Origin of the sequence: Pseudoalteromonas sp. PAB 2.2 (genome assembly GCF_001938575.1) — a bacterium.
In the GTDB taxonomy this organism is placed as follows: Bacteria; Pseudomonadota; Gammaproteobacteria; order Enterobacterales; family Alteromonadaceae; genus Pseudoalteromonas; species Pseudoalteromonas lipolytica.
This window is the reverse complement of sequence record NZ_LYPI01000009.1, coordinates 230,579-256,270: the sequence shown is the minus strand read 5'-3', so window position 1 is coordinate 256,270 and position 25,692 is coordinate 230,579. Positions and strand designations below refer to the sequence as shown.

General features: G+C 41.8%; 25 protein-coding genes. 8 read left to right on the top strand and 17 right to left on the bottom strand.

Features of this window, described 5'->3' with window-relative positions; translation table 11 throughout:
* Nucleotides 1–146: 146 nt before the first annotated feature.
* Nucleotides 147–1,580, top strand: a complete 1,434-nt coding sequence (locus BWD47_RS07885) for a dipeptidase (RefSeq protein WP_230235588.1) — start codon at nt 147–149, stop codon at nt 1,578–1,580.
* A 51-nt stretch (nt 1,581–1,631) separates the two neighbouring features.
* On the opposite strand, the gene BWD47_RS07880 is transcribed toward BWD47_RS07885, so the two are convergent.
* Nucleotides 1,632–2,060 carry an OsmC family protein gene (locus tag BWD47_RS07880; RefSeq protein ID WP_036966864.1) on the bottom strand — a complete coding sequence of 143 codons (429 nt, stop codon included), beginning with the start codon at nt 2,058–2,060 and terminating at the stop codon, nt 1,632–1,634.
* Between the two features lie 31 nt (nt 2,061–2,091).
* On the opposite strand from BWD47_RS07880, the gene BWD47_RS20250 reads away from it, so the two are divergent.
* Complete coding sequence (locus tag BWD47_RS20250) at nt 2,092–2,220, top strand: hypothetical protein (protein WP_256719279.1); 129 nt, start codon at nt 2,092–2,094, stop codon at nt 2,218–2,220.
* 80 nt (nt 2,221–2,300) lie between these two features.
* On the opposite strand, the gene BWD47_RS07875 is transcribed toward BWD47_RS20250, so the two are convergent.
* The 4 genes from BWD47_RS07875 to BWD47_RS07860 form a co-directional block, all read right to left on the bottom strand.
* On the bottom strand, nt 2,301–3,443 hold the full coding sequence (locus BWD47_RS07875) for a N(5)-(carboxyethyl)ornithine synthase (RefSeq protein WP_075593757.1): 1,143 nt from the start codon (nt 3,441–3,443) through the stop codon (nt 2,301–2,303).
* A gap of 253 nt (nt 3,444–3,696) precedes the next feature.
* Nucleotides 3,697–3,843 carry a DUF2256 domain-containing protein gene (locus BWD47_RS07870; protein WP_074988977.1) on the bottom strand — a complete coding sequence of 49 codons (147 nt, stop codon included), beginning with the start codon at nt 3,841–3,843 and terminating at the stop codon, nt 3,697–3,699.
* On the bottom strand, nt 3,833–5,329 hold the full coding sequence (locus BWD47_RS07865) for a cryptochrome/deoxyribodipyrimidine photo-lyase family protein (RefSeq protein ID WP_075593756.1): 1,497 nt from the start codon (nt 5,327–5,329) through the stop codon (nt 3,833–3,835). Before BWD47_RS07865 ends, BWD47_RS07870 begins: the two co-directional genes overlap by 11 nt.
* Before the next feature lie 157 nt (nt 5,330–5,486).
* Nucleotides 5,487–6,086 (bottom strand): FMN-dependent NADH-azoreductase, encoded by a 600-nt coding sequence (locus BWD47_RS07860; RefSeq protein ID WP_036966872.1) that lies wholly within the window; start codon nt 6,084–6,086, stop codon nt 5,487–5,489.
* A 186-nt stretch (nt 6,087–6,272) separates the two neighbouring features.
* Between BWD47_RS07860 and BWD47_RS07855 the strand changes: the two genes are divergently transcribed.
* Nucleotides 6,273–8,198 (top strand): S9 family peptidase, encoded by a 1,926-nt coding sequence (locus BWD47_RS07855; RefSeq protein ID WP_075593755.1) that lies wholly within the window; start codon nt 6,273–6,275, stop codon nt 8,196–8,198.
* Nucleotides 8,199–8,224: 26 nt separating this feature from the next.
* Here BWD47_RS07855 and BWD47_RS07850 read toward each other — a convergent pair whose 3' ends face one another.
* From BWD47_RS07850 to yghU, 3 genes are read right to left on the bottom strand one after another with little or no spacing between them, the layout of a single operon-like run.
* Nucleotides 8,225–8,608 carry a hypothetical protein gene (locus BWD47_RS07850; RefSeq protein WP_036966879.1) on the bottom strand — a complete coding sequence of 128 codons (384 nt, stop codon included), beginning with the start codon at nt 8,606–8,608 and terminating at the stop codon, nt 8,225–8,227.
* A 59-nt stretch (nt 8,609–8,667) separates the two neighbouring features.
* A complete protein-coding gene (locus tag BWD47_RS07845) occupies nt 8,668–9,966 on the bottom strand; it encodes an MFS transporter (protein ID WP_036966882.1) in 1,299 nt (432 codons plus the stop codon).
* A 55-nt stretch (nt 9,967–10,021) separates the two neighbouring features.
* Nucleotides 10,022–10,861, bottom strand: a complete 840-nt coding sequence (yghU, locus tag BWD47_RS07840) for a glutathione-dependent disulfide-bond oxidoreductase (RefSeq protein ID WP_036966885.1) — start codon at nt 10,859–10,861, stop codon at nt 10,022–10,024.
* A 178-nt stretch (nt 10,862–11,039) separates the two neighbouring features.
* On the opposite strand from yghU, the gene BWD47_RS07835 reads away from it, so the two are divergent.
* Together BWD47_RS07835 and BWD47_RS07830 are read left to right on the top strand one after the other, a co-directional pair.
* A complete protein-coding gene (locus BWD47_RS07835) occupies nt 11,040–11,435 on the top strand; it encodes an STAS/SEC14 domain-containing protein (RefSeq protein ID WP_036966888.1) in 396 nt (131 codons plus the stop codon).
* A complete protein-coding gene (locus BWD47_RS07830) occupies nt 11,422–12,441 on the top strand; it encodes an endonuclease/exonuclease/phosphatase family protein (protein WP_036966891.1) in 1,020 nt (339 codons plus the stop codon). The genes BWD47_RS07835 and BWD47_RS07830 overlap by 14 nt, the downstream gene beginning before the upstream one ends.
* An 18-nt stretch (nt 12,442–12,459) precedes the next feature.
* On the opposite strand, the gene BWD47_RS07825 is transcribed toward BWD47_RS07830, so the two are convergent.
* Complete coding sequence (locus BWD47_RS07825) at nt 12,460–13,044, bottom strand: rhomboid family intramembrane serine protease (protein WP_065978581.1); 585 nt, start codon at nt 13,042–13,044, stop codon at nt 12,460–12,462.
* A 103-nt stretch (nt 13,045–13,147) separates the two neighbouring features.
* Complete coding sequence (locus tag BWD47_RS07820; protein ID WP_075593754.1) at nt 13,148–13,834, bottom strand: type 1 glutamine amidotransferase domain-containing protein; 687 nt, start codon at nt 13,832–13,834, stop codon at nt 13,148–13,150.
* Between the two features lie 136 nt (nt 13,835–13,970).
* Between BWD47_RS07820 and BWD47_RS07815 the strand changes: the two genes are divergently transcribed.
* Entirely contained in the window at nt 13,971–14,882 is a 912-nt protein-coding gene (locus BWD47_RS07815; RefSeq protein ID WP_065978579.1) for a LysR family transcriptional regulator, read from the top strand.
* 10 nt (nt 14,883–14,892) lie between these two features.
* Here the strand turns inward: BWD47_RS07815 and BWD47_RS07810 are convergent, their stop codons facing one another.
* The 6 genes from BWD47_RS07810 to BWD47_RS07785 all read right to left on the bottom strand — a co-directional run bounded on the left by BWD47_RS07810 (nt 14,893) and on the right by BWD47_RS07785 (nt 22,069).
* Nucleotides 14,893–15,630, bottom strand: coding sequence for a dienelactone hydrolase family protein (locus tag BWD47_RS07810; RefSeq protein WP_065978578.1), 738 nt, complete (start codon nt 15,628–15,630; stop codon nt 14,893–14,895).
* An 87-nt stretch (nt 15,631–15,717) separates the two neighbouring features.
* The gene (locus BWD47_RS07805; protein ID WP_075593753.1) at nt 15,718–16,947 is read right to left on the bottom strand and encodes a glycerophosphodiester phosphodiesterase family protein; all 1,230 of its coding nucleotides are present in this window, start codon (nt 16,945–16,947) and stop codon (nt 15,718–15,720) included.
* A gap of 38 nt (nt 16,948–16,985) precedes the next feature.
* Nucleotides 16,986–17,840 carry a carboxylate/amino acid/amine transporter gene (locus BWD47_RS07800; protein ID WP_065978576.1) on the bottom strand — a complete coding sequence of 285 codons (855 nt, stop codon included), beginning with the start codon at nt 17,838–17,840 and terminating at the stop codon, nt 16,986–16,988.
* Nucleotides 17,841–17,938: 98 nt separating this feature from the next.
* A complete protein-coding gene (locus tag BWD47_RS07795) occupies nt 17,939–19,366 on the bottom strand; it encodes an amidohydrolase family protein (RefSeq protein ID WP_065978575.1) in 1,428 nt (475 codons plus the stop codon).
* A 147-nt stretch (nt 19,367–19,513) separates the two neighbouring features.
* Entirely contained in the window at nt 19,514–21,646 is a 2,133-nt protein-coding gene (locus tag BWD47_RS07790; RefSeq protein ID WP_075593752.1) for a M3 family metallopeptidase, read from the bottom strand.
* A gap of 213 nt (nt 21,647–21,859) precedes the next feature.
* A complete protein-coding gene (locus BWD47_RS07785; RefSeq protein WP_036966917.1) occupies nt 21,860–22,069 on the bottom strand; it encodes a hypothetical protein in 210 nt (69 codons plus the stop codon).
* 183 nt (nt 22,070–22,252) lie between these two features.
* Here BWD47_RS07785 and BWD47_RS07780 point away from each other — a divergent pair, with 183 nt between their 5' ends.
* Nucleotides 22,253–23,122 (top strand): mechanosensitive ion channel family protein, encoded by an 870-nt coding sequence (locus BWD47_RS07780; RefSeq protein ID WP_036966919.1) that lies wholly within the window; start codon nt 22,253–22,255, stop codon nt 23,120–23,122.
* 30 nt (nt 23,123–23,152) lie between these two features.
* Here BWD47_RS07780 and BWD47_RS07775 read toward each other — a convergent pair whose 3' ends face one another.
* On the bottom strand, nt 23,153–23,701 hold the full coding sequence (locus tag BWD47_RS07775; RefSeq protein ID WP_036966921.1) for an HdeD family acid-resistance protein: 549 nt from the start codon (nt 23,699–23,701) through the stop codon (nt 23,153–23,155).
* Nucleotides 23,702–23,857: 156 nt separating this feature from the next.
* Between BWD47_RS07775 and BWD47_RS07770 the strand changes: the two genes are divergently transcribed.
* The gene (locus tag BWD47_RS07770) at nt 23,858–25,549 is read left to right on the top strand and encodes a mechanosensitive ion channel family protein (protein WP_244887004.1); all 1,692 of its coding nucleotides are present in this window, start codon (nt 23,858–23,860) and stop codon (nt 25,547–25,549) included.
* The last annotated feature ends 143 nt before the right edge of the window (nt 25,550–25,692 follow it).

Below are 25,692 nucleotides of genomic sequence, written 5' to 3'. Positions count from 1 at the left end.
TTTCGTCGCACAAGAGATATCATGTCGCGATTATAACCGTTACAATCAAGGTCTACTTGCGAAAACCTTCTAAAACTCTGGAGCTTATCTTGAAACATTCATTACTTGCTGCATTCTTATTTAGTGCCTTTTCTGGTCAGGCTGCCATCGCTGAACAAAGTGAACAACTGGCTAACTATGCGGTCGAGCGCTATCAACAAGCACAAATTCATACCCTCGAAAATCTAGTTTCGTATCCAACGGTCAATAAAGAGGGCCTAGCTACGCCCGATAATCCAGACTTTATTGGCTTTAAATCATTTTTAAAAATGAAAGCGGCGCAGTTTGGTTTTGATTATCAAGATTTAGGCTACACAGTATTAATAGGCATGGGCAACCAAGCTGAGAAAGTAACGATTGTTACGCACGGGGATGTTCAACCTGCTGATGCCAGTAAATGGCAACAAAGCCCGTTTAAAATGGATAAAACCTCTGAACCTGGAAAGCTGATTGCCCGTGGTACTGAGGATGATAAGGGCGCAATTGCCACAGCACTCCATGCAATGAAAGCCATTAAAGATAAAGGGGTTACTCTAAATAACCGTATTGAACTGATGGTATACCTTGCTGAAGAGTCGGATTGGGCGCCACTTAAAGAGTTTATGAAAACCTACCAGCAACCTAAGTATGCGGTGACGATTGATGCGTCGTATCCGGTCGTAGTGGCAGAAAAAGGCTGGAGTTTAATTGCGCCAACATTTTCAGCCACTTCAGCGCAAACAGGCTTATATGTCACTGATTTAAAAGGCGGTGCTTTTGTAAGTCAAATACCAGAAGATGCCAGTGTGTTAGTGCATAATGCGGATGCCGCGACTGTGGCAAAATTACACGATAACGTTGGTAAACTTAAAAACGTGAAAGTGGCGATAAAAGAACAAGAAGAAGGTTTATTGGTGCAAGTAAAAGGGACCTCAGCTCACTCGTCTGAGCCGGAGTCGGGCGAAAATGCCATAGCGCATCTTGCTGAAATATTTAAAGGACTAGACCTTGAAAACAACAGCGACGGTCAAGCAATCGAGTTTATTAACCAGTTAATTGGCCTTGACTTATATGGCGCTCAGTTTGGTGAAATTGCTTATCAACATGATTTTATGGGGCCTATGACTGTGTCGCCAACATTGTTATCACGTGATGGGAATGAAATTAAGCTGTCGGTTAATATGCGTCGCCCTGTCGGAAAGCAAGAAGACGTATTAAAGCAGCAAATTAATAATGCGCTGACTGCGTGGCAAACACGTAATAACGTGACATTAAAAGACACTGATATTGTTATTGGCACGCCTATGCTGTTAGACAGCGCACCGCATGCACAAGCTTTATTGGATATTTTTAAGCACTTTACGGGTGATGAAGACGCGGGGTTTGTGTCGATTGGCGGGGGCACAAATGCAAAGCTGTTTGATAATGCTGTATCGTTTGGGCCATCAATGCCAGGTAAAAAATACACGGGTCACTCAGAACATGAGTTTATTACTGAGCAGCAATTAGCGCTGAATTTAAAAATGTACACCGCGATGATGATAAAGCTCGGAAATATGTAATCATTTGCAAACGTAAAAACGCCACTTCAATGAAGTGGCGCTTTTGTTTAGTTAATTTAATTTTTGGCTAAGGGAAATTTCTGCATTCATCAGTTTTGATATAGGGCAACCTTGTTTAGTTTGCTGGCACAGCTCGTTAAACGTCTCTTCAGAGATATCAGCTATTTTTGCTGTTACCTCAAGAGCGATATGGCTGACCTCAAAACCATCATCGACTTCATCAAGACTGACGGTGGCTTTGGTTGTAATGTCATCGGCAGTAAACCCTGCTTCTGTTAATGCCAGCGACAGTGCCATACTGAAGCAACTACTGTGTGCTGCTGCAACTAATTCTTCGGGGTTCGTACCAGCCTTGCCCTCAAAGCGGGTATTAAACCCATACGGTTGTTTATCTAAAGCACCGCTTTGGGTACTAATACTTCCTTTACCTGATTTAATGTCGCCAGACCAGCTCGAATGTGCGGTTTTTTTAATCGTCATAGTCATCTCCTTTGTAATTATTTCGGCGAGTGTGAAATGCTTTCATGGTTTTCGCCGAAAAAAGTGTCACTTACACGATACGTTGCAACTTAAAGGCCAAGGTGACTGTGCACAAGCCGTTCGCTATGAACAAGTTAGTATGGCGTTAGCTGATTGGTAAGACGTTATTTTCTGTTTGCGTTCAATCTAACTTGGGACAATTAACACCACATAAAAATAACGTCGATTTATTTTGTAAATTTAGAGGACCTGATAGGGCGATGTTAACTGGCGGTTTTGGAATGACAAAATAGCCTTATTTTTTACTATTCCGTTTTCAATATTGATGGCGCGTCGAATTGTTTCATCTTTTTGCCATTGCGCTCTTCCCGCTAACACGCTGGGTAGATAAACAATTAACGCAGCAGAGATTGAACGTGTTGCACTTTCCCATAAATAGCTAGGCGTGTGGTCAACAGCGTAATAATCAATGGTTTTATAACGAAACATTGGTTCGGCAAATGACGTGGGTTTAGCAAAAAAGAACCCCATACCTTCATCGCAACTTACATCTATAATTAAGCTATTCGGTTTAAGGCAGTCAGCCTCTGACTCAATCACAAAATGCACTGGGTTCGCTGTTTCTTGAAAAGTGCCATTAACAATAATATCGGCTTCACTAATGAGGTCGATTAAGGGTCTGTGTGTTCCGTCGTGTTCTACGACCATCATCCGGGCTTCTCCCTCAGAGCCTTGACGTACTTTAACGTAATAACAGTTTAAAACCTCTTCACGAACTTCATGATCAGGGCGTTGAATACAAATTGTAATGTCTCTAAAACCATGAGCTTGTAACGCATAAATTGCGCCACGACTAACAGCACCAAAACTAAAAATAACGGTTTTGCGTTGATTTCCGTAATGACCGTCAACCCCTTTTAATTGCAATGCATGGATAACGGCGCAGTAACCAGCCATTTCGTTGTTTTTATAAAAAGTGTGACGACCCGCATGCCCATTTGGTGACCAAACAAACATATCTTCAAAGGCTATTAAGGTTAATTTTCTATCTAATGCTGCTTGGGTAATATCGCGTTGTTGAACACAGTGAGCATACCCCCACAGAGTCCCGCCTTCTTTTAATTCGTTTAAATCGGCAAGAACGGGTTTAGCGATAATCACTGTACCAAGGTCTTTTAAAAGTGCGCTGCGAGAGGCGATACCGCCTGTAAGCGCTGCGATTTCATCATCTGTTATATTAAAGTCTTTTCCGTAGCCTTGTTCAAAAATAAGCTGCTTTCTGTGTTCTTCAGGAATCCGTTTTAAGTGCTCTGGGTGAATAGGGTAACGTCGTTCATCTGTTTTGCGTGAAGTGCCAATGACGCCGATCTTTAATTTATTCATGCTACAACCTTGATTATATGTTCATTAACGCATGTGTTAATAAACTCGAAAAGGATTCACAGGCAAGCGAAAGCCTACGCTGTAAAGTGATGCATAGTAAAAGGTGTTAATAAGTGCTGAATGTTAAGCAGTGATAAATCAGGATTTTAACGTGCTATGAGTAACACGTTGGTTGTGCTGTAGTGTGCGCACACCGTGAGTATAACAGGATAACTGTTTGCTTTGTGAGCTTTAAGCCTCCTTTTAAATTGTTTTATTCCGCTTTGTTTTTAGTGTATTTACAACGTTCTGAGCAGTATTTAACGTGTTGCCAGTCTCGTTGCCATTTTTTACGCCATGCAAAAGGGCGCTGGCATACAGGGCATATTTTTGTCGGTAAGTTCACTTTTTTATGTGCCATTGTGTTGCCTTTGTAAACTGAGGATGTGCTTTTTGAGTACCGCTCTGGCACCATGTTTTACATCATCACGCTCTCTAAACGCCCACAACCTTTCGCGGGCTTCCTTTGCTGCTTGCGTTAAATCAACCATGGGCTCAGGGTAATCTTCACCCAATTTAAAATTATTAAATAACGCTTCCATTGGTGGCTGTTGCCATGGCTGGTGGATATACTCGATGGGTAAATTACTAAGCTCTGGGCACCATGTTTTAATAAATATGCCGTCTGCGTCTTTATCTTCGGATTGTTTTATGGGGTTGTACAGTCGAATCGTATTAGTGCCAGTGACAGAGGCTTGCATTTGTATTTGAGGATAGTGAATCCCGGGCTCAAAATCTAAAAAGTAGCGCGACAATATAAGACTGACACAATGCCAGTGAATATTTAAATGATGGGTCATAAAGCTGACTAACATCGCCCGCATTCTAAAGTTAATATAGCCTGTAGCTGCAAGACATCGCATACAGGCGTCAATAAGCGGGATGCCTGTGTTGCCGTGTTCAAACCGTGATAGGTGCTCGCTAACCTTGTCGTCATTTCGATAGGGGTAGTGTTGATACGCAGGATTTTGCGGTGCGAACTCCATGCCGCATTGAGTTTCAAACTTTTGCATAAAATGACAGTGCCAATGCAATCGTGATTCGAATGCATGCAGCGAACGGCGCCAACTCGAAGGGCGTTTGGGTAAGTAGTATCTGAGAGTTTGATACACTTGACGAAGGCTTAAGTTTCCCCATGCTAAATAGGGTGAAAGACGTGAGCACGACTCTTTGCTTTTTGATGGGCTCGAAATACCTTGTTGATAGCTCTGAGCTCTTGTCTCTATAAAGCTTTTTAATACGGCTCTGGCTGCGTGGGGTCCTCCGTGCTGAAACTGCTCATCATTTGTTTGATACTGTTTTACATGCTCGCAAGCACTGTAGCCCGAAGGTAAAATAGCATTAAAAGAATGCCAGTTAGGCGTGATTAAAGGTTGCTGCATCACGGTTTGCCAATGCTGCTGCCAATCAAATTGCGCTGGTCGTGCCCTTACGACTGCACCTAAGGGCGTTTCATGCCAAACAATAGCTTTTTCTTTGAGCCATTTATGCACTGCTTTATCACGTTCAAAGGTATTGAGTAAGCCAATTTCTTGATGACTGTATATGGCCTTAATATCAAACTCATTAGATAAAGATTCAAGCAAGGAGATCATGTCTTGATTGTAAATTGCAATTTCGGCTTGTTGTTTTTTTAGCTGTGCATTGAGATCACATAATGACTGATAAACAAATCGCCAGTGACGGTGGCTATAATGAGGATCATCTAACAAAATTGGCTCAAAATTATAGATAAGCAAACAGGGTAAAGGTGAATCGGCGGCCTGTGCGAGTGGTGCATGATCAGAAAGCCGTAAATCACGTTTAAACCATACTATATTGATTTTTTGTTTCCCTGCAGTGGGCATAGCTTGATAGTTAATTGCTTGAACACGTGATTGATACGTATGAGAACGCAGATATGATTATTCAAGGAGAGAAATAGTTGATTATGGCGAGGTGTACGATTGAATGGCGAGTATCTAAAAGTAAAAGCGGCCACTGTCATCGTGGCCGCTCCATTTTTTACAGGTTATCTGTAAATGAACTAATTTGTTGCTCTGCAGCTTGCAAGCTTTGCTCTGCCCCCGGCATTGCTAAGCCTTCGGCATAGATAAAGTTAATATCTGAGATACCCACAAAACCAAGTACATCTTTTAAGTATTTAGTTTGTGTATCCATGTCAGTGCCTTGGTATATACCGCCACGAGCAGCGAGTACAACGACTTTTTTGTTTTCAAGCAAACCGACAGCGCCTTGCTCTGTGTATTTAAACGTAATACCAGCGCGTGCGATACGGTCAATCCATGCTTTGAATGTTGATGGAATACCAAAGTTATACATAGGCATACCAATAACAATTAATTCGTTATCAGTAAGTTCTGCAATTAACTCGTCAGAGATAGCCGCCAGTGCTTTTTGCTCGTCGCTACGTTCGTTAGCGTCAGTCATCCATGCTGCCATTTCTGTTTGCGTTAAGTGAGCAATAGCATCGTTGCTTAAATCGCGAGTGGTGACAGCAATTTGTTGTTTGCTTGATAGTTGCTCAACAAATAGCTGGCTAAGTTTAGTCGAATTACCTTGTTCACCATTTAAAGATGAATTTAACACAAGTACTTTTTTCATCATGTCACCTAAGAAACTGAATTGATGTAACGATTATAATGAGGGTATGAATGAAATAATAATGGTAAAAATTGAGTGATACGTTCGCTTTAATAGAACGGTTGCAACGCTGCTATAATTTCTGTTCGCACTTTTTAAATGCTTAATGTTATGCTCATTTAACAATTTTAAAAAAAGGACTTTTATATGAAATACTTAATGCTAAGTATTTTTGTAGTACTGTGCTTGACTGCTCGCGCAGAAGAAAAGCCGTCACTGTCTGTTGAATCATTTGCTTCATTAAGAGCTACCAGCCAGGTTAAATTGTCACCAAGTGGCACGCACTTATCCTTTATTCGTAATATAAAAGGTGAGCTGGTGTTAATGGTGTACAACCGCAAAACACAAGAAGCCGTTCCCATTATTCGCGCTGATAATCATACGATTTTCTTTGATTGGTATACGTGGGCAAACGATGAGGTATTACTTCTCGGTGCACGCTATATACAACGTCAAATTGGCGGCCCTAAATATTCATCTACTCGCCTTTATGCGTACAATATTAATGATAAAGGCAAAGCAAAGCTTGCCATTAAGCCTAACTATGGACGTGATGAACGCCAACCCCAGTTTGCTGATCAAGTTATAAGTTTTTTACCTGACAAAAAAGATAAAATCTTGATTCAAGGCGACTTTGAAATAGCAAATACACCAGGAGTCTATGAGCTCGATCTTAACACGCTAAGAAAGAAAAGAGTTCAACGCGAGCGCAGCAAAGTGACCGATTGGATAGCTGACCGTCAAGGTAATGTGCGTATTGCTCGAAAAATGGATGAAGATGAATTTGAATATTTCCTGTATGACGAAGATTCATTAGACCGCCGCTCATTATTCAAATTTAAAGCATTTAGCCAAGAGAGTGTGACAATATTAGGCTTTGATAAAGACCCCAATATTATCTATTTTAAAGCCATTCAAAATGGCTATGACGCATTATTTAAAATGGATTTAACCACGAAAAAGCAAGAGCTCGTTTTTAGTGATGATAATTACGACTTTGATGGAGGGATTTTTTACTCTCCTCTGACGGGCGAAGTTGCAGGGTTTACTCATTCAAATATTGAAGAAGGGATCCGTTATTGGGATGACGATTTAAATAAGCTGTATACATCACTGCGTGCGGTATTACCGGCTGATAAGTTTGATATTGATATAATCGATACCAGTGAAAACCAGCGCCAATATGTACTTTACCTGACAGGTGATGGAAGCACGGGAACATATATGCTTGGTAACCGTGACACCAATGAACTCACCGTGTTCGCCAGCGCGTACCCAGACATTGATGACAGTGTTTATTCAGGGAAAGAAAAAATTAGTTATAAGGCACGTGATGGTTTAACGATTGAAGGGTACTTAACCTTGCCCGTGGGCTATAAAGAAGGGGATACGTTACCAACAATTATATTCCCTCATGGGGGACCTATGGCGCGTGACTACTCAGGTTTTGATTATTGGACTGCTTTACTTGCATACAATGGGTATGCCGTTTTACAACCGAATTTTAGAGGCTCAAGTGGGTATGGTCATGAATTTGAAATGGCTGCAGTGCAAGGGTTTGGTAAAAAAATGCAAGATGATTTGCAAGATGCCGCTCTTTGGTTAGTTTCACAAGGTATCGCTAATAAAGATAAAATTTGCATCGGCGGCGCAAGTTATGGTGGTTACGCCGCGTTGATGGCTGTTGTTAAGCATCCTGAAACATTTACATGTGCCGCGAGTTTTGCGGGTGTCACCGATTTAGAACGCATTGTGAGTAAAGCGCGTTACTTTACAAATAAAGAAATTGTGCGTAAGCAATTTGGTACCGACGACGATGAGTTGGCAAAATACTCACCGGTTAATTTTGCAAAGCAAATTAACCGTCCAGTTTTGCTCGTGCATGGTTCAGACGATAACGTTGTGCCTGTTTATCATAGCCGTGAGATGGAAGATGAGCTGAGCGATGAAGGAAAAAATGTCACGTATATTGAACTCGAAGAGGGAGATCATTATCTGTCACATCAGCCTTATCGTATTACAACATTAAAAGCGTTTTTAGATTTCTTTGATGAACATTTAAAAAGCGACTAAAAAAGGCGACTTAGGTCGCCTTTTTATTAATAAGCTAACTCTGCATCAATATTTCTGACTAAGTTTGAAACCCAGTTAATGTATTGGCGGTGAATTTTATCGCCATCATAATCTAAGTTGATCGAGTCTTTGTAATCAATTGAGTACTCAGTGGCGTTGTAGTTAATATCAACACGCAGCTGGTGCTTTCTAATATCAAGCTTTCCTAATATTTTACCGTCTTCGCTCGCGCGACATGTCCAGCCAAGTTTCATACATGCTTTGAGAATATTTGTTTTAACACTGTCAGCAGTGTGTGTTTTATTGGCGGTTTGTGGGACAGGGTTACTGTCGAAGTTACGAATAGGTACACTTGTACTGCATGCTGATAAAACAAGTGTAGCCGCAAGTACTAAGCAGAGCTTTTTCATGATAAATCCTTTTTATGTAATAAAAACGGCATGATTATGCGTTTTTTTTGAGGCGGGGTCTAGGCATCAGGTAAAAACCAAGCACTGATAGCGCCAGCAATACCCAGCACACTGTAAAATAGAATCAGCTCTGCGGTGCTTAAATACGCATTTAATAAGCCAACACTCCCAAGTGCCAATAATATAAGACCGATCACCGTATTACTTACCGATACATAATCGGTTCGTTTGTTGCCTTCAGCCATATCTACCAAGTACGTTTTACGACCAAGACGAACTCCCTGATGAGCAACAGTGAGCAAAAAATAACATAACGGGAGAAGCCAAAACTCACGGAGGGTTGCAGGGCTAAAGTGTGCGATTAAATAAACGGCTAAGCCATTGAGAGTGACTAACATGGCTGCAAAAATTAAAACGCGTCGACTTGATAGGTCACTCAACCTACCCCAAATGGGTGCTGAAACGAGACTTGCAAGCCCAGAAAGGGCCATAAAAGTAGCAAGCAAAGAAAAATCAAAAGCTTGTTCGCTGGCTAAAACAATATAAAAAGGAGCGCTAAGTGCAGAGCAAAGCAATAAAGCACGCGTAACAATGAAGTGGGCAAATTGTTTATCTTCGTACAGTAGCTTTAGTTTCTTAAACGCATGCAATAAACCATTTTTAGCTCCTTCAGTCGCCCCTTCATATTCTTTGATGCGACTGTAGCTCAGGGCAGCAAATATCCACATGAGGGCTGCCAGCATCAACGCAACATAAACACCATTTTCGTAGCCTAACGTTTGTAAATACCATAAGCCTAAACCAAACGTAAGTGTCGCAAAGCCTGCAAAACTGGCGGCAAGACCACTAATGTTGCCACGTTGCTGTTTGGGAATCACTTTTCCAAGTACATCTTTAGCGGCGATAGAGTTAAAGCCCCGAGCAAGGCTAAACACAACTAAAAGAGTGAGAATGGCATACCCGGCACTACTTCCTGTTAGGGTTAATGCGGTAATGAGCATTGCTACAATGCATAATGCTTGCACAATGGCGCCGACAACCCACACCCACTTGCGTACTTTAAGTTGGCGGATAACGTTGGCAATAGCAAGTTGCGGCAACATCGAGCCAGACTCTCTAATAGGAACTAGCCACGCAATGAAGCTGCTGGGCACATTAATGCTGTGTAATAACCAAGGCAAGGTTACTTTTGGGTTGAGCAGAGCATCGGCAAATTTACTAAAAAGTTGACTCACTAAAAGGGTAATAAAGTTACCTGGCACAACCTTACACGCGGCCTCATCAATGGCCTTGCAGGCGCGAGCGTCTTCGGTATTGCTGAGTCTTTGATAGATGTCTTCTTTACTGAGCTTTTTCATCTTTGAATCGGATAGAGGAATTTATGTAGCAAAGGGCTGCATAGCAGCCCCACTGTTAAAAATCGTTCTTACTGTGGCGTTCTACAAGTTGCTCAGCTTCATCACCCCACGTACGATTTACACGGCGACCTCGTTTAACTGCAGGGCGACGTTCAATTTGTTTTGCCCAGCGTAATACATGGCTGTATGACTCAACATCTAAAAACTCAGCAGCATCGTATAAATAACCCAGTACCAAACTGCCGTACCATGGCCAAATAGCAATATCGGCAATGGAGTATTCGCTACCAGCCATGTAATCATGATCACTTAAGTGACGATTTAATACATCTAACTGGCGCTTTACTTCCATGGTGAAACGGTCAATAGGGTATTGCATTTTAAACGGTGCATAACTGTAAAAATGGCCAAAACCACCGCCTAAGTAGGGTGCTGAACCCATTTGCCAAAATAACCAATTACGACACTCTGTTTTACTGGTATGGTCGCTGGGAATAAGCGCATCAAACTTTTCTGCTAAATACTGTAAAATAGCGCCCGATTCAAATACGCGGGTAACTGGCGTGGTGCTATGATCCATTAAGGCTGGAATTTTTGAATTCGGGTTGACACTAACAAAGCCAGAAGAGAATTGATCGCCATCCGCTATTTTAATTAAGAACGCATCATAATCAGCGTCGTCGATACCAAGCTCTAATAGCTCTTCGAGCATAATTGTCACTTTTTGACCGTTTGGTGTCGCAAGTGAGTACAGCTGCAAAGCATGCTTACCAACAGGTAAGTCTTGTTCATGGGTTGCACCCGCTACAGGACGGTTTGTTTTAGCCCATTCTCCCCCATTTTCAGCGTCCCATTGCCACACTTTAGGTGGCGTATAACTGTCGGTATTACTCATTGAAACTCCCTAAATTGTGCTTTAATGAATGTTGTTACGAGATTACCATCCTAGTTGATCAACCTAGTCAAGGGAAGTAGAGTTAGAAAATAGCATTATTACTGAGTGTAATAAGTACCTAAGTAATTAAATTTAAAGTAATTTAATACCGAAGTCGACGACTGTTAAGGAGCATGAGATGAAAAAACACGGTTTGGCCATTGGTTTAGAGCGCATTGGTAGTACCTTTTACCTAACTTTTAAAGTCGTTGGTAAGCTTACCCACGCTGATTACGAAACGCTCACCCCTTTAGTGGATAATGCACTTAAAGCAGTGCCTCGCGCAAAAATTAGAGCATATGTAGATATTACAGAACTGGAAGGGTGGGAATTACAAGCGGCTTGGGATGACTTTAAATTAGGGCTGAAACACAACAAGGAATTTTGTCGTGTTGCGGTACTGGGTAATAAAAAGTGGCAAAAAGTAGCCAGCAAAGTGGGTAATTGGTTCACAACGGGTGAAGTGAAGTATTTTGAAGATGCAATAATTGCAACCGAATGGTTGCACGAAAAGGTAATCAGTGACAGCAACTAATCAATTAAAGGTAGCGACATTTAATTTATACAATTATTTAGCACCCCCCGATGCGTTTTATGATTTTCAGCGTATTTATAGTGCTGAGCAATGGGCTAAGAAGCAGCGTTGGTTGGCTGATTATCTTCACAATCAGCAACCGGATATTATTGGCTTTCAAGAAGTGTTTAGTATTGATGCATTAAAACAGCAAGTGAACGATGCAGGCTATGCGCACTTTGCGGTGGTTGATGAGCCGAGCGTTATCGATGAGTTTATATATCGAGACCCGGTTGTTGCAATTGCTTCTCGCTATAAAATTATGGCTTTAACTGAGGTTGAACCCGACCCTCACTATGCACAGCAAATGGGGCTTGTCGGGGAGTTTTGTTACAGTCGTCGGATTATTCGCGCCACGATAGATGTGCCACATATTGGTTATGTCGATTGTTATGTTGTGCATTTTAAATCAAAGCGTAGCCTGCTTAATAGCGTTGAAGATAACAGCAAAACCGAGGAGCAAAATCTGCTTTTGCAGCTAAAAGACCAAGTAGCAGGGCGCTGGGCATCAAGCATACAAAGGGGCAGTGAAGCGGCGTTATTATTAATTGAAATTATCAATCGCAGATCACAGACAGACAATCCTGTTATTGTGATGGGAGATTTTAATAATGAACTGCATGATGGCGTACTTAACCATTTAATCACTGACTCATTGCGATTCACCGCTAGTCGACATAGCAAAGCGTTTACCGCCAAGTATGCGCTGCAAGATAGTTGGCAACTTTATCAACGCCATGTTGTAACGGACAATGAGAGAGAGGCAACCCATTACTTTGGTAGCAGCAGTTCGGTGTTTGATTACATTTTGCTTTCCAGAGAATTTGATGCAGGCTTTCAAGGTAGCTTCTACGAAGTCATCGACTATCACACCTATGATCAGCACTTAATCAATCCACAATTTGCCTACGATGATCAAAGCACCGACCATGGTGTGGTAATGGTTACATTAGCATTAAGGAGTTAAATTCATAACTCCTTAAAATTATCGAAGATGCTGTTTGTCTCGCTTTGCAAAGAGATAACCGATAAATGCACCGCTAATAGCGCCGAACAAGTGGCTTTCGAACGAGATATGAATACGCTGGGGGAATACACCCCAAATTAAGCCACTATAAAGTATGACGACAGCAATACTGATGAGAATCGCTTTGAATGAGCGATGCATAATACCATAGCAAATTAAGTAGCCCCACAAGCCATAAATTACGCCACTTAAGCCCACATGTATATTGCTGCGGCCAAATATCCACACTAACAATCCTCCAAGCAATGCAGTACTGACAAATACCAGCCAAAAGCGTTTTACACTGTATTGACATACTAACCATGCGAGAATTGCAAAGGGCACTAAATTACTAAAAAGGTGTGCCCAGCCACCGTGTAAAAAGGGGGCAAAAAATATGCCTGAAAGGCCCGATAGTTGGCGAGGCAAGATACCTAAGCCATTAAGGTTTATACCGGGCAGTGTATTGATAATTTGTAGTACAAGACACAGTAGCATTATGCCCAGAATAGCGAACCGTTTACTGCTGATAGGGGGAAGTTTAGTAGCTGATTTTTCAGTCATGGTTGAAGGCTCTTAAATCAATTCGACTGAATCAGTATAACGTATTAAGAGTGAAGGTAAACACCTTGTTTTGCAAGGTGTTTACTGGTTGTTATCTGTGTTTTTAGCCAAGTTTAGTAAGTAGTTTTTTAGCTGCAAGTTCTGAGCTTGCTGGGTTTTGGCCGGTGATCAATAACCCATCTTCGATAGCCAGCACGCCCCAGTCATCGGTTTTTTGGTATTGACCACCTTGTTTAATGAGTTCATCTTCAACAAGAAGTGGTACAACATTCGTTAGTTGTACAGCCTCTTCTTCAGAGTTACTGAACCCCGTCACTTTTTTGTCAAACACTACCGACTTACCCTCGGCATTTTTGGCATTTAATAAGACGGCACTGGCATGGCATACCGCACCAACAGGCTTATTAGAGTTTAAAAACTGTTCAATTAAACGAATAGAGTCTTGGTTATCAACTAAATCCCACAGCGGACCATGGCCGCCTGGGTAAAATACAGCGTCGAATTCATCGGCATTCATTTCGCTCAACGGTTTGCTGTTTGCCATTAAGATTTTTGCGGCGCTGTCTTCTTCAAAGCGTTTAGTTGCCTCTGTTGCAGCATCAGGAGCGGCACTATTTGGGTCTACAGGCGGTTGCCCCCCTTTCACAGATGCTAATGTAACGTCGACGCCTGCATCAATAAAGGCATAGTAAGGGGCTGCAAATTCTTCTACCCAAAACCCTGTTTTATGACCCGTGTCACCTAATTCATCGTGTGAAGTAAGTACCATTAAGATTTTCTTCGCTGACATAATTAATCCTCGTTAATTGTTTAATGAATAGCGTTGATATCACTATAGGGGTTAAAGCTAAGTTTAACAACGCAGATAAAATTGACTTCATTGGTTTAATTATTGATACAATCGAGCGAGGTTTTAGGAGAATGCCATGAATGTATCGTTTGAACAGTTAAAAAGTATGGTGGTATTTGCACATATTGTGCAGCAGGGGAGTTTAACGAAGGCAGCCGAGCAACTGGGTCTTTCGCGCGCTGTGGTGAGTTATCATTTAAAGAAACTAGAGCAGCAATTACAGCTTACCTTATTAAACCGCTCAACGCGTACTATGACCTTAACAGAAGCGGGTAAAGTCTATTATGAGCGTTGTCACGCAATTGCTGAACATGCCCAAGCGGCTAATTTGCATCTAGAAAACTTAAAAAATGAACCTGTCGGGGTGATAAAGCTCAGTTGCCCAGTGAATGCTGGTTTGCAGCTTATTGTGCCTGCGCTTGCACAATTTAAACGCTTGTATCCAAAAATCGATATTGATCTGCAACTAAGCGATGACGTTGTCGACATTATTAAAGAGGGGATAGATTTAGCGATCCGAGGTATTGCGCTTGCTGATTCAAGTTTACAAGCAACTAAACTGGCAACAATGAAAACGTGTATATGTGGCTCTGTTGGTTATTTTGCCAAGCACCCAGTGCCCGAAAGCATAGATGATTTAGCGAACCATACTTGGGTTGTGTATCAGCGAAGTAGCGCCACACTGAGCCTAGAAAAAGATAAGCGTCGCTTTGATGTTCCCCTTAAAGGCGGGATTAGCACTAATAATGCCGCAGCGCGCACGGCATTTGTTGAAGCGGGGCATGGTCTTGCAAAAATCCCTGTTTATGACGCGTGGCCAAAAGTAAAAGCCGGGCTTTTACGTACCGTACTGGATGAGTATAAATCGGCTGATATTGAATTGTATGGTGTCTTCCCGCCTGGGGCTGCGGGAAGCAAAAAATTGCGAGTATTGCTTGATTACTTAAAGGATTATTTTGCTAATCAAGTTGCCACGATGGGTATTTAAGCAAACAGGGTTAACGCAAAGTACGATTAAACAATGCAACAGCTTGTTGGTACATAGTTAAAGCGAGAGCTGGGTCGTAACGCTCTCCCTCATCGCGCATAAATGCATGTTGTGCGTTAACTTCTTGCCACTGGTAATTAATTCCGGTAGCAATGGCTTGTTGGTAAATTTTAAGGCGGCCTTCTTTTGGTACATGTGGGTCTTGTTTGCCCCAAATAAAGTGAATTTCTCCTTGTATATCTGCCATGCGCTCAAACGAGTTATTGCCTGATTGTGCGGGCAATGTGTCACTGTGTATGTCTGTTGCATATAAACAAAATGCGGCTTTGATATCAGGATTCAGTGCGGCACGATAAGCAAGGTGACCACCAATACATACACCCATCGCTCCCACATAGCCTGTGCAATACGCTTGCGCGCGGGCAAATGCGATAAGGGCTGTGGTATCAGTGTCCTGGCTTTCAAGTGGTTTAGCCCATTTGTCGGCATTGCCTTTATCTTTGCCTTCATCATCGTAGGCAAGCACCGTGCCGAGTGGGTTTAACTCATGAAAAACCTCAGGCACTAACACGATAAAACCATGGCCTGCGAGCATAGCGGCAGAGCGTGCAATGGGGGCTGTTTCTTGAAAAATTTCAGAGTAGAAAATAATACATGGGAATTGGCCTTCGACAGCTGGGCGGTAAATGCTGGTTCGCATCAGACCTGTTTGGGTATCTATGTCGTGGCTATGGTGTTGAATAATCATGTTAATCCTCTAAAAACGGTTTAACCAATAATACCTCAGCCCCACCTTTTGGACGAGTAAAAGCCCTTGAAATTTATTGATGCTCAGTTAATTCTTTGAGGCAGGGTACTGCATACAGCTTGCGTAATAGGTAAGAGTAGCAGGCCAATCAGAGAAAATAGCCATCACTCCCACTTGCTTAGCAAGGACGTCTATCACAGTCATCATTTGCCCATCTTGTTTAATCACAGGGGCAATCGACTGGTAATAATATCCACCACCATTACTTAATGGGCCTGAGCGCTCTAAACTCCAAGTAATGATGTTCAGTCCGGCTTGTTTAGCTTTAATAGCATACAGCGAGGGCACGATTTTACCTGACTGATCAAGACTTAATAGCATCCACATTGGCGGTGCAATAATGCGTACTCCATCGTCATACAGAGCCTGCATTGATGGCTGCCAGCTTGTTTCATCCATAGCATTAAAGTGTGCTTGCTCATCTCGGCCATCAAGGTAAATACTGTTGTTTGCAAATTCAGGGTGATTGTTTAGCCAATACTTCACATCGTTAAGATTAAATGATTGCGGATAAACATCTTGGCTATTCACGCCTAAGGCCTGATATTCATCAAGCATTTTTTGCGCATAATCTTGCTGGCTAAAACCATCAAAGGGCATGCTAACTGCTGGGCTTTTTAGCTCAGGGGTCATTTTCACACCGAGTTCTTTAAACAGCGCAATGCTTTGCTGGTGGGTCATTACTGTGCCACTGTTTGCATATAAATCAGTGCGCCAGTTTGGCGTTCCTTGCAAATACTCTGCAACCGTTTTTGCGTTTGGATTGGCGCCATCCATTTTTGCTTTTAACGTTAAAAACTCAGTTTGTGTGATATCGCTAGTGCAGCATTTAGCCTGAGCCGGTTGGCCGTCTTTGGCCGGGGTAAAAGGTTGGCTGCATTTTGCAGCGAGTTCTGGAATAGCTAAAATGTTGGTAGTGGTGTGTAAATCACATTGTGAATGACGACACACGAGTTGCTTATCTTTGGTAAAGGCAACGTCACATTCAAGTACGCCAGCCCCCATTCTTGCTGCGGCTAAATATGACTCTTTACTATGCTCAGGAAACTGCATGGGGGCACCGCGATGACCAATGACAAAATCAGTTTTGTAAAAAGGGCCATTGCCACATGCAGCAAGTTGCTGCTTTAACGGCCCATCAGGCATATTGTCGATTAAATAGTAAGGCCTAGCGCCAACTTGTACCACCTGATCTACAGGCAGATTCTTACAGCCTTGAATAATGAACACTAAACAACATAAAACAAATGCGCGCATAACAGCATCCCTCTAATCGAATAGAGTTTAGCTTATCATTACTCCATGGCAGTTTTATTAAGTTTCTGATTTATAATAAGTGCTAATAAGATAATCGCCGCGCCGATGGCAAGCTTGGTGATATCGGCATCACGATTCCAAATAACAATGTTAACTATTATCCCTGCTGGGATCAGTAGGTTATTCATTACTGCAAGCGCGCCAACATTCACAATAGTTGCGCCTTTATTCCATGCAAAGTAGCCAAGCCCAGAGGCAATCGTGCCTAAGTAAATGAGTACGCCCCATTGTGTCGTTGTGGTGGGCAGCTTGCTGGTATCGCCAAACAAACCGTAACAAATCAGTGCAACAATTAGGGCACCAATAAAGAACCAAGCAAATACCCGAGAGTGCGGTAGCTGCTCATCTTGCATCAAACGTTTGTAGGTTACTTGCCCGGTAGCAAAACAGATATTGGCAGCCTGAACCATTAACATACCAATGAGGTAGTTCTCATCAACGCCCTCGTAACGTATAGCGACGGCTCCCAAAATAGCCAGCATTGCGGCGAATAAAAATTTGGCATTAAAACGTTTTTCAAGCAAATCGTTTAACAGGGTGATGTAAAGTGGCGTCATAACAGTAAATAGTAGTACCTCGGGCACACTAAGGTACAAAAACGAATGGTAATAAAAGCTGTACATGACACCAAGCTGTACCGCGCCTATTGCCATGAGCTTTAGTGCTAAGGCTTTAGGGGTTTTTCGCCATTGTAAAAAGGGTAAGAACACGCACGTTGCTAAGCCTATTCGCATTAACACACTAAACCACGCATCTACTTGCCCTGCTAAATACACGCCAATAAGACTAAATGAAAAGGCCCACAGAAGGGTAACAGCGAATAAGTAAGTCATGTTGTTTTAGTTTTGTTATAAAAGGGGCAGTGTATATGAGATAACAAATAATTAAAATTGCCCATGACAATAATACGCAGCCATGGGCAATGGGGGGGTTAGGGTTGGTTTGCCACGAACGCTTTTGCTTGCTGTTTTAATCTATCCAAAGCATTACGGTCGTAAAATGTGTTATGACTGATCACACCGCTAAGCGTTTTGGTGTTTCGAATATCTGTTAGGGGATTTTGTGAAAGCAAAATGATGTCGGCCACTTTACCTTTGGTAAGTGCCCCATACTGTTTCTGTTTATTTAAAAATTTAGGCCCTGCAAGTGTTGCTGATTGAAGTGTTTGCAACGGTGTAAGACCATAATCAGTAAAGATTGCTAACTCTTGATGTAAAGAAAGCCCAGGATAGATAAACGAATTTAAAAAGCCTGCATCGGTGCCTGCAATAATGCTTACACCCGCTTGTTGTGCCAGTGGTAACAATTGTGCCGTTTTTGTGAAGCGAGCTTTTCGCTGAATGATTTGTTCAGGGGTATCTTTATTAGCTCTGTCTACACGCCATTGGTAGGTCGCTTTTAAGCCCTTGCCAATGTAATTTAAAAAAGCGTCTTGCTGATGATTATCTTCATCGAGATAGGCGGTGATCTTGCCACCAATTAAAGTAGGCACAACCGCTGTGTCGTTGCTAGCGAGTACCGTAAACTTTTCTCTGGCTGTAGATTCATCAAATTGAGCGGTAATAATAGGCAGAGCGGTGCGATAGGTGAGTTCTTTAGAGGCTACTTTGGCTGAAATATTCGCTTCGTTTTTGGCGGCTGCTTTTAGCATGTAAGTCATATGCTCGATGGCATCAAGACCTGCCTTGGAGACATCAGTCACAGACAACGAAAACGGGATATGACCTGAAATTTGGTAACCCCGTTTTTTAACCTCTTTTACTGCCTTTAGATAAAGCTCAGGCGTTAATGCACTGTCGGTAATTTTGATAAAGTCGACATTCATGGTGTCTAGCAAATCCATTGCTGCGTGCATTTCTTCAGTCGTCTCAACTTCTAAGTCGCCGGGCCAAATAGAGCCTTTTCCTTCAAGTTTGGGGCCTGATGTAAAAATAGTTGGGCCGACTAACTGACCTTGTTTGACTTGTTCACGCCAACTGAGAACTGACTCACTCAGATCAGCCGCAGCATCACGCACCGTTGTCACGCCGTGGGCTAAATAGAGGGGGAGTAATTGTTTGTTTTCTTCTATGAGCTTTTCACCACCGCCAAAATGGACATGCATATCCCAAAGACCCGGCATGACATACTGACCTTTTGCATCTATAAATGTTGAACTTTGATATTGGGTACTGAGTGGCTGGTTACTGCGTTGTATGATAATGCCATCACGAATAGCCAGTGATTGGTTTGCTGCGATTTCTCCAGTGTGCATATCAATGATCTGAGCGTTATCGATAACAATGTCGGCGTGCTCATCTGGGATTGATGAACATGCAGCTAAAGCTGAGCAAAGTCCTAAAAGTAAAGCGTTTTTCATGTGTGAACTTATGTTTTTCTTTGAGATTAGCAAAAACGAGTTAACTGACAATTGCTTTGAGGTGAATAGGAGTAAAAGCGGGGTGAAAAATTAATTAATACTTAAAAAGTATGAGGGGTGCCCCTCATACTCTAAACAACATTGAGGTTATTCAACTAAGCCACGACGCTTTAATAACGCGTCGGTTGTTGGCTTTTGACCACGGAACTCAATATAGCTTTGCATTAAGTCGCGGCTATTACCTTTAGATAAAATTTCTTTACGGAAGTGATCACCGTTTTTGCGGGTTAAGCCGCCTTTTTCAGTCATATGAGTGAATGCATCTGCAGCGAATACTTCAGTCCAAAGATAAGCGTAGTAACCTGCTGAGTAACCACCGGCAAAAGTGTGGCTGAAGTAGCAAGATTTATAGCGCGGCGGCACGGGGTAGTACGCAATACCATGTTTGTCTAACGCATCATGTTCAAACTTTTGTACGTCTGTGATATCGGCATCAACACCGAATGAGTGCCATTCCATATCAAGGAGTGCCGCAGCTAAATACTCAGTTGTATCGAAGCCTTGGTTGAACTTTTGTGACTCAAGTACTTTTGCAAGTAACTCTTTTGGAATTGGCTCACCTGTTTTGTAGTGCTTGGCATAGTTCGCAAGTACCGTCGGCTCAACATTCCAGTCTTCGTTTGCTTGTGATGGGAATTCGACAAAGTCACGAGACGTTTTTGTCCCCGCTAAACTTGGGTATTTTACGTCAGAGAATAAACCATGAGCAGCGTGACCAAACTCATGAAATAAAGTTGTCACCTCAGAGAAGGTCATCAGTGTTGGTTGGCCTTCTGCAGGTTTGGGGATATTTTGCGCATTGTAGATGACAGGCTTGGTGCCTTTTAAACCACTTTGACCTACATAGGCACTCATCCATGCACCCCCTCGTTTGCCTTCACGTGCATATGGATCCATGTAAAATAGGCCAATGGCACTGCCATCTTCATTGAATACTTCGAACACCATGACGTCTTCGTGATATACAGGCAAATCTTTACGCTCTTTAAAGGTGATACCATAGAGTTTATTCATGGCAAAGAACAAGCCATCGTGGATCACTGATTGCATTTCAAAGTAAGGCTTAACTAAAGCTGGGTCTAAGTCGTACTTTTCTTGACGTACTTTTTCTGCATAAAATGCCCAATCCCAAGGTTGTAGAGCAAACGTTTCACCTGATTTATTGATTACCTGTTGAATTTGCTCCGCTTCCGCTTCGGCTTTAGCAACTGCCTTTGGTGCTAAGTCATCTAAAATACCGTATACATTTTCTGGCGTTTTCGCCATTCGCATCGTCAATACATAAGAAGCCCAATCTTTGAAACCAAGTAATGCCGCTTTTTCAGCGCGCAATTTGGTTTCCTTGAGAATGATAGGGCCGTTTGTTGCTTGCGCACGATTTGCAGATGTAGTCCAAATTTTTTCACGCAGTTTACGATTTTCAAGGCTTTGTAAAATAGGTTGGCGAGTGGTGTTCACCAGTGTGATCATATAACCTTCTTTACCCGCTTTGTCAGCCGCGGCTGCAAGGCTTGCAATTTCACCATCAGATAAACCAGCAAGTTCGGTTTTATCTGTGACTAAAATTACATCTTCTTTGAACGATTTTAAGAGATTTTGTGAAAAATCGGTTGAAAGTTTTGCAAGTTCAGCGTTGATTTCACGCATTCTTACTTTGTCTGCTTCGTTTAGTTTAGCGCCCGCGTTGATAAATTTTTTAAAATAAAAATCGACTAAATGTTTGTCTTCAGCACTGAGGTTTTCTGCATTGTCATAGATAGCTTGCACACGATTGAAGAGCGCTTGGTTTAGATAAATATCGTCGGTATGAGCAGATAAAATTGGCGCCATTTTAGCGTCAATGCGTTGGTACTCGCTGTCAGAAATTAATCCAGATAAGTTAAAAAAGGCATCGGATACGCGATCTAATAGCTCACCTGATAACTCCATTGCAACGAGTGTATTTTCAAATGTTGCAGGCTCTGGGTTATTGGCAATCTTTAAGATTTCAGTTTTTTGCTCGGCAATACCTGCTTCAAATGCAGGTTCGTAGTCGTTTGTTGATATTTTATCAAACTCAGGAGCCATATATTGCAAAGGGCTCGGCTTGAAAAATATAGACTCAGTATTCTTTTTTTGTGTTTCAACAATAGGTTGACTTTGTGTGTTAGCTTGCTCTGGACTACAAGCTGATAATAAAAATACACTAGCAACGGTGGTGGCTATTAGGGTCTTACGCATGATGGCTCCAATAATGTGGATAAATTTTCTATAATCTATCAAATTTTTGATGCCAAATAATAATATTTATCTTTTATTTTTCGTATTTTAGAAATAATTAGTCGATTTGGTGTGGGTGGCGCTAAAAAAGCCATCAATTAGTGTGATGGCTCGCTAGATAAAAAGTGGTATACGCTGTCCCATATTGATGGATGCTTTAAAGCGTGCCATAAGTTAGTTGTAACCCAAGACAAACTTTTTCTCTGAACCAAAATTTTCTGGCATGGCGTTGCCGAACTCTTTGTTAATTAATGCTAATGAATGTTCTTGTTCGGCAAGTAAGTTCAAAATGCGGTTGCGATACTCTAGACTTGATTCAAAAAGGTTTAAGTCAACGAGTGGCTGTAATGTTGCAAGTTTTTGTGTAAGTGTCATTTGTGACATTGTGCTCTCCTCATGCTATTAAAAGCTTTCACTATGTATATAGCACTTATGGTCTAAAAGAGTTAATAAATAGCGCTTTTTGCGCATAAAGATCTTAGAATTTACTAAGATTTCATCTATTATGCCGTGTTAAACTTAGTGACAACTGAATCAAACACGACTTTTTACTAGGAATGTTCATTTATGACCCTTGCTGATTTGCAATCTGCATTATCGTTTGTTTTGTTTACATATAACGATGTACAAATCACTGTGCTAAAAGTTATTCAAGTACCTTTGGTGCTGTTTTTAATGTGGTTTGTGGTCACATGGATAGGTCGATTAATTAAAAAAGCACTGTTGGCAAAAAACCTAGGGCCAGACACAGTTCATTTATTCACGCGTATTTACCTTGTTGTTACCATCGCAGTGCTTGTGTTTACTTCACTTGAGGTACTGAATATTCCGTTAACGGCATTTGCATTTGTCTCTGGTGCGATAGCAATTGGCGTCGGTTTTGGTGCACAAAATATCATTAACAACTTTATTAGTGGCTGGATACTCATGTGGGAACGCCCGATTAGAATCGGTGACTTCTTAGAGGTGGGTGATGCAAAAGGCGTGGTTGAGACAATTAATACACGTTCAACTCGTATTCGTCGCAATGATGGCGTGCATATGTTGGTACCAAATAGTCAATTGCTCGAAAACACAGTCACTAACTGGACGTTGATTGACCGTAATGCGCGTTCATCGGTAAACGTGGGTGTTGCATATGGCTCTGATGTGGTGTTAGTTGAAAGGCTGATTAAGCAAGTGCTAGATGAGCATCCTGCTATTTTAAAAAAACCAGCCTCGTCAGTATTGTTCGATGACTTTGCTGACAGTTCACTCACGTTTAGTGCAATATTTTGGGTGTGTGCTGAGTCTGAAGCCCCGCTTCGTCAGGTACGCAGTGAATTACGCTTTAGCATTTATAAAATTTTTGCTGAGCATAATGTAACGATAGCTTTCCCACAGCGCGATATTCATATTGATGGGCAGATAGCCTTGAAAAGAACACATTCAAAATAACAATAAGAAAAGCGGCATTTGCCGCTTTTTTTACGTTGCCTCATGCAGTTTTTTAAGTTTAAACGACAGAAGCACCATGATGAGTCCAAACACAATCGCATAGCTAGCAACGAGCCATAGTAATGTAATGATACCGGCACCCGGATTAAACATAAGGTAGCCACCAAAAACAATTGAGATAACCCCACTGCCAATCAAAAGCCATTCATTGCTTATTTCTTTACGTAGCTTACTTGCAATGACAATTTCAATGACACCAATAGCGATAGCCCAAGCTGCAATAAAATAAAGCATTAGAATCGCAGTGACATTGGGGGCAAATAAGGTCACTAAAGCTGCTGCAATAGAAATTAGACCGCCTATGAGGAGCATCCACCATAGCGGGTTATCTTTTTTAGAAGCAAACGCTAACCAGGCTCTAATCGAGCCATCAACAAAAAAGTATGCAGCAAAAATAAACATCAATACGGCGAGGGATGCTTCAGGCGCAAGCCAGCCGCATAAACCAAAAATAATAGCGATAACACCGTGAATGAATAAGGAGGACCAATGTGGAACCAGCGAATTTGAAATGTGCATGATAATTTTCCTTTGCTTAAGTCTCTCTATAACTAACATTTCAGATACAGCTTGCAAAGAAATTTAATTATTTTTTGTACAGTTAATGAAAGCATGCTCTAATTTAAAAAGATAAATTTTTCTATGGTTTAAAGTTTTTCGGACAAGGAAAGAAGTGTGAAGAGTATAGCTAAGAAGTTTACGCTAGAGCTAGTTGGGTTATTACTGTGTTGCATGGTACTGTTTTCGCAGCCTGTGACTGCAACGACAACTCCCGAAGTGACCGTTAAGTCGCTTATCGATAAAGACAATAAAGAAGAGCACACCGAAACAAAACCCGAGAACCAAACCCAACAAGCCGTTACCTCACAACCTGATTCTAAGTTAGTTGAACCGACTGATGAATTACCGTTCGATGCCTTTTCTCGGATGACCCCGCGAAGTTCAATGCAAGGCTATTTAAAAGCAACCCGTGCCCGTGACTTTGAACGTGCCAGTTTTTACCTCGATTATCGTAACCTGCCGAAAGATGTTGAAGCTATTGGTAAGGCACAACTTGCCGAAAACTTATCTGTGGTCCTCGACCGAACCTTATGGGTTGATGTTGATAGCTTAAGTAATAAGCCAAAAGGAAAGCAAAATGAAAGTGTGCCGAGTTATCGTGACTTAGTGGGAGAGATCTCGACATCACAGGGCAAGGTGCAAATTTTATTGCAAATCGTGCCAGATGAAAAAACAGGCAACCGTATTTGGAAAATTTCAAATGCAACGGTAAGTCAAATTCCCTTACTGACGAAAGAGTATGGATATAATCGAGTGGGTGAATGGTTATATAAGCGCTTGCCTGATGTCGAGTTTTTAGGGGTAATGCTCTGGCAGTGGATTTATTTTGCATTCACATTTTTGTTATTTTTAGTGGTTGCAGTCATTTTAACGCGCATAGTGACCTTTGTGCTTGCGCATTTAAAGGTTCCAGTCGAAAAAGATGTCGTACGGTTTATTAACGGGCCTGTTTGTTTATTACTGGCCGTATTAATGTCGCGATCGTTAAGTGATCAATCTAATGTGACCATTGCCGTACTGGCTCTATTTCATGGCGCAACGGTGTTATTAATAGCTTGGGCATGGGTATGCTTAAGAGCGGTTGATATCGCCAAGCATAGGCTAAGTAATCGCTTCATTATGCAAGATAAACCACAGGGAGTGTTTTTATTACGTCCTGTAAGCAATGTACTTAAAACCAGCATCGTCATTATTGTGCTGTTTATGTGGTTTGAGAATTTGGGGTTTAATGCGACGACGTTATTGGCTGGTTTAGGGATAGGTGGCTTAGCAATTGCGCTTGCAGCACAAAAAACGGTCGAAAATATTATAGGCGCAATCACCTTATATATCTCGGCACCGGTCAAAATTGGTAGCTTATGTAAATTTGGCAGCCACCTTGGAACAATTGAAGAGATAGGGCTTAGAGCCACGCGTATTCGTACATTAGACCGCTCTGTTATCTATGTGGCCAATGCTAAATTTGTTGATATGCAACTGGAAAATATTTCTGAGCGAGAGCGTATTTCGTATCGGCCAAAGCTGATGCTTAGTGCAAACACACCCAAGCAGAACTTAGAAAGCTTCATGCAGGCAGTGAGAGAGTTATTAGAGAAACATCAACACATAGCGTTTGAGCCATGTCGGGTACGCTTTAAAGGCTTTACACCTTGGGCTTTGCAAGTTGATGTACTAAGCTACGTAGAGACTGTTGATTTTGCATTTTATATGGAAGTAATTGAGGAGTTGAACTTGGCTATTTTGGGGTTGTTGAACGAGCATCATTGTGAGCTTGCTAACCCAGAATTTGCGCGAGTAACCGATTAGTGACAATGAACGCTTAAATGACAGTCGTTATCATTTGTGCATAATGTATACACATTCTTGTATTTAATTGAACAGGACATATGTCCGCTAAAATAAAAAATATTTGCATAAAATCCTCTAAATGTGTCGATGTTGTCGCTAAC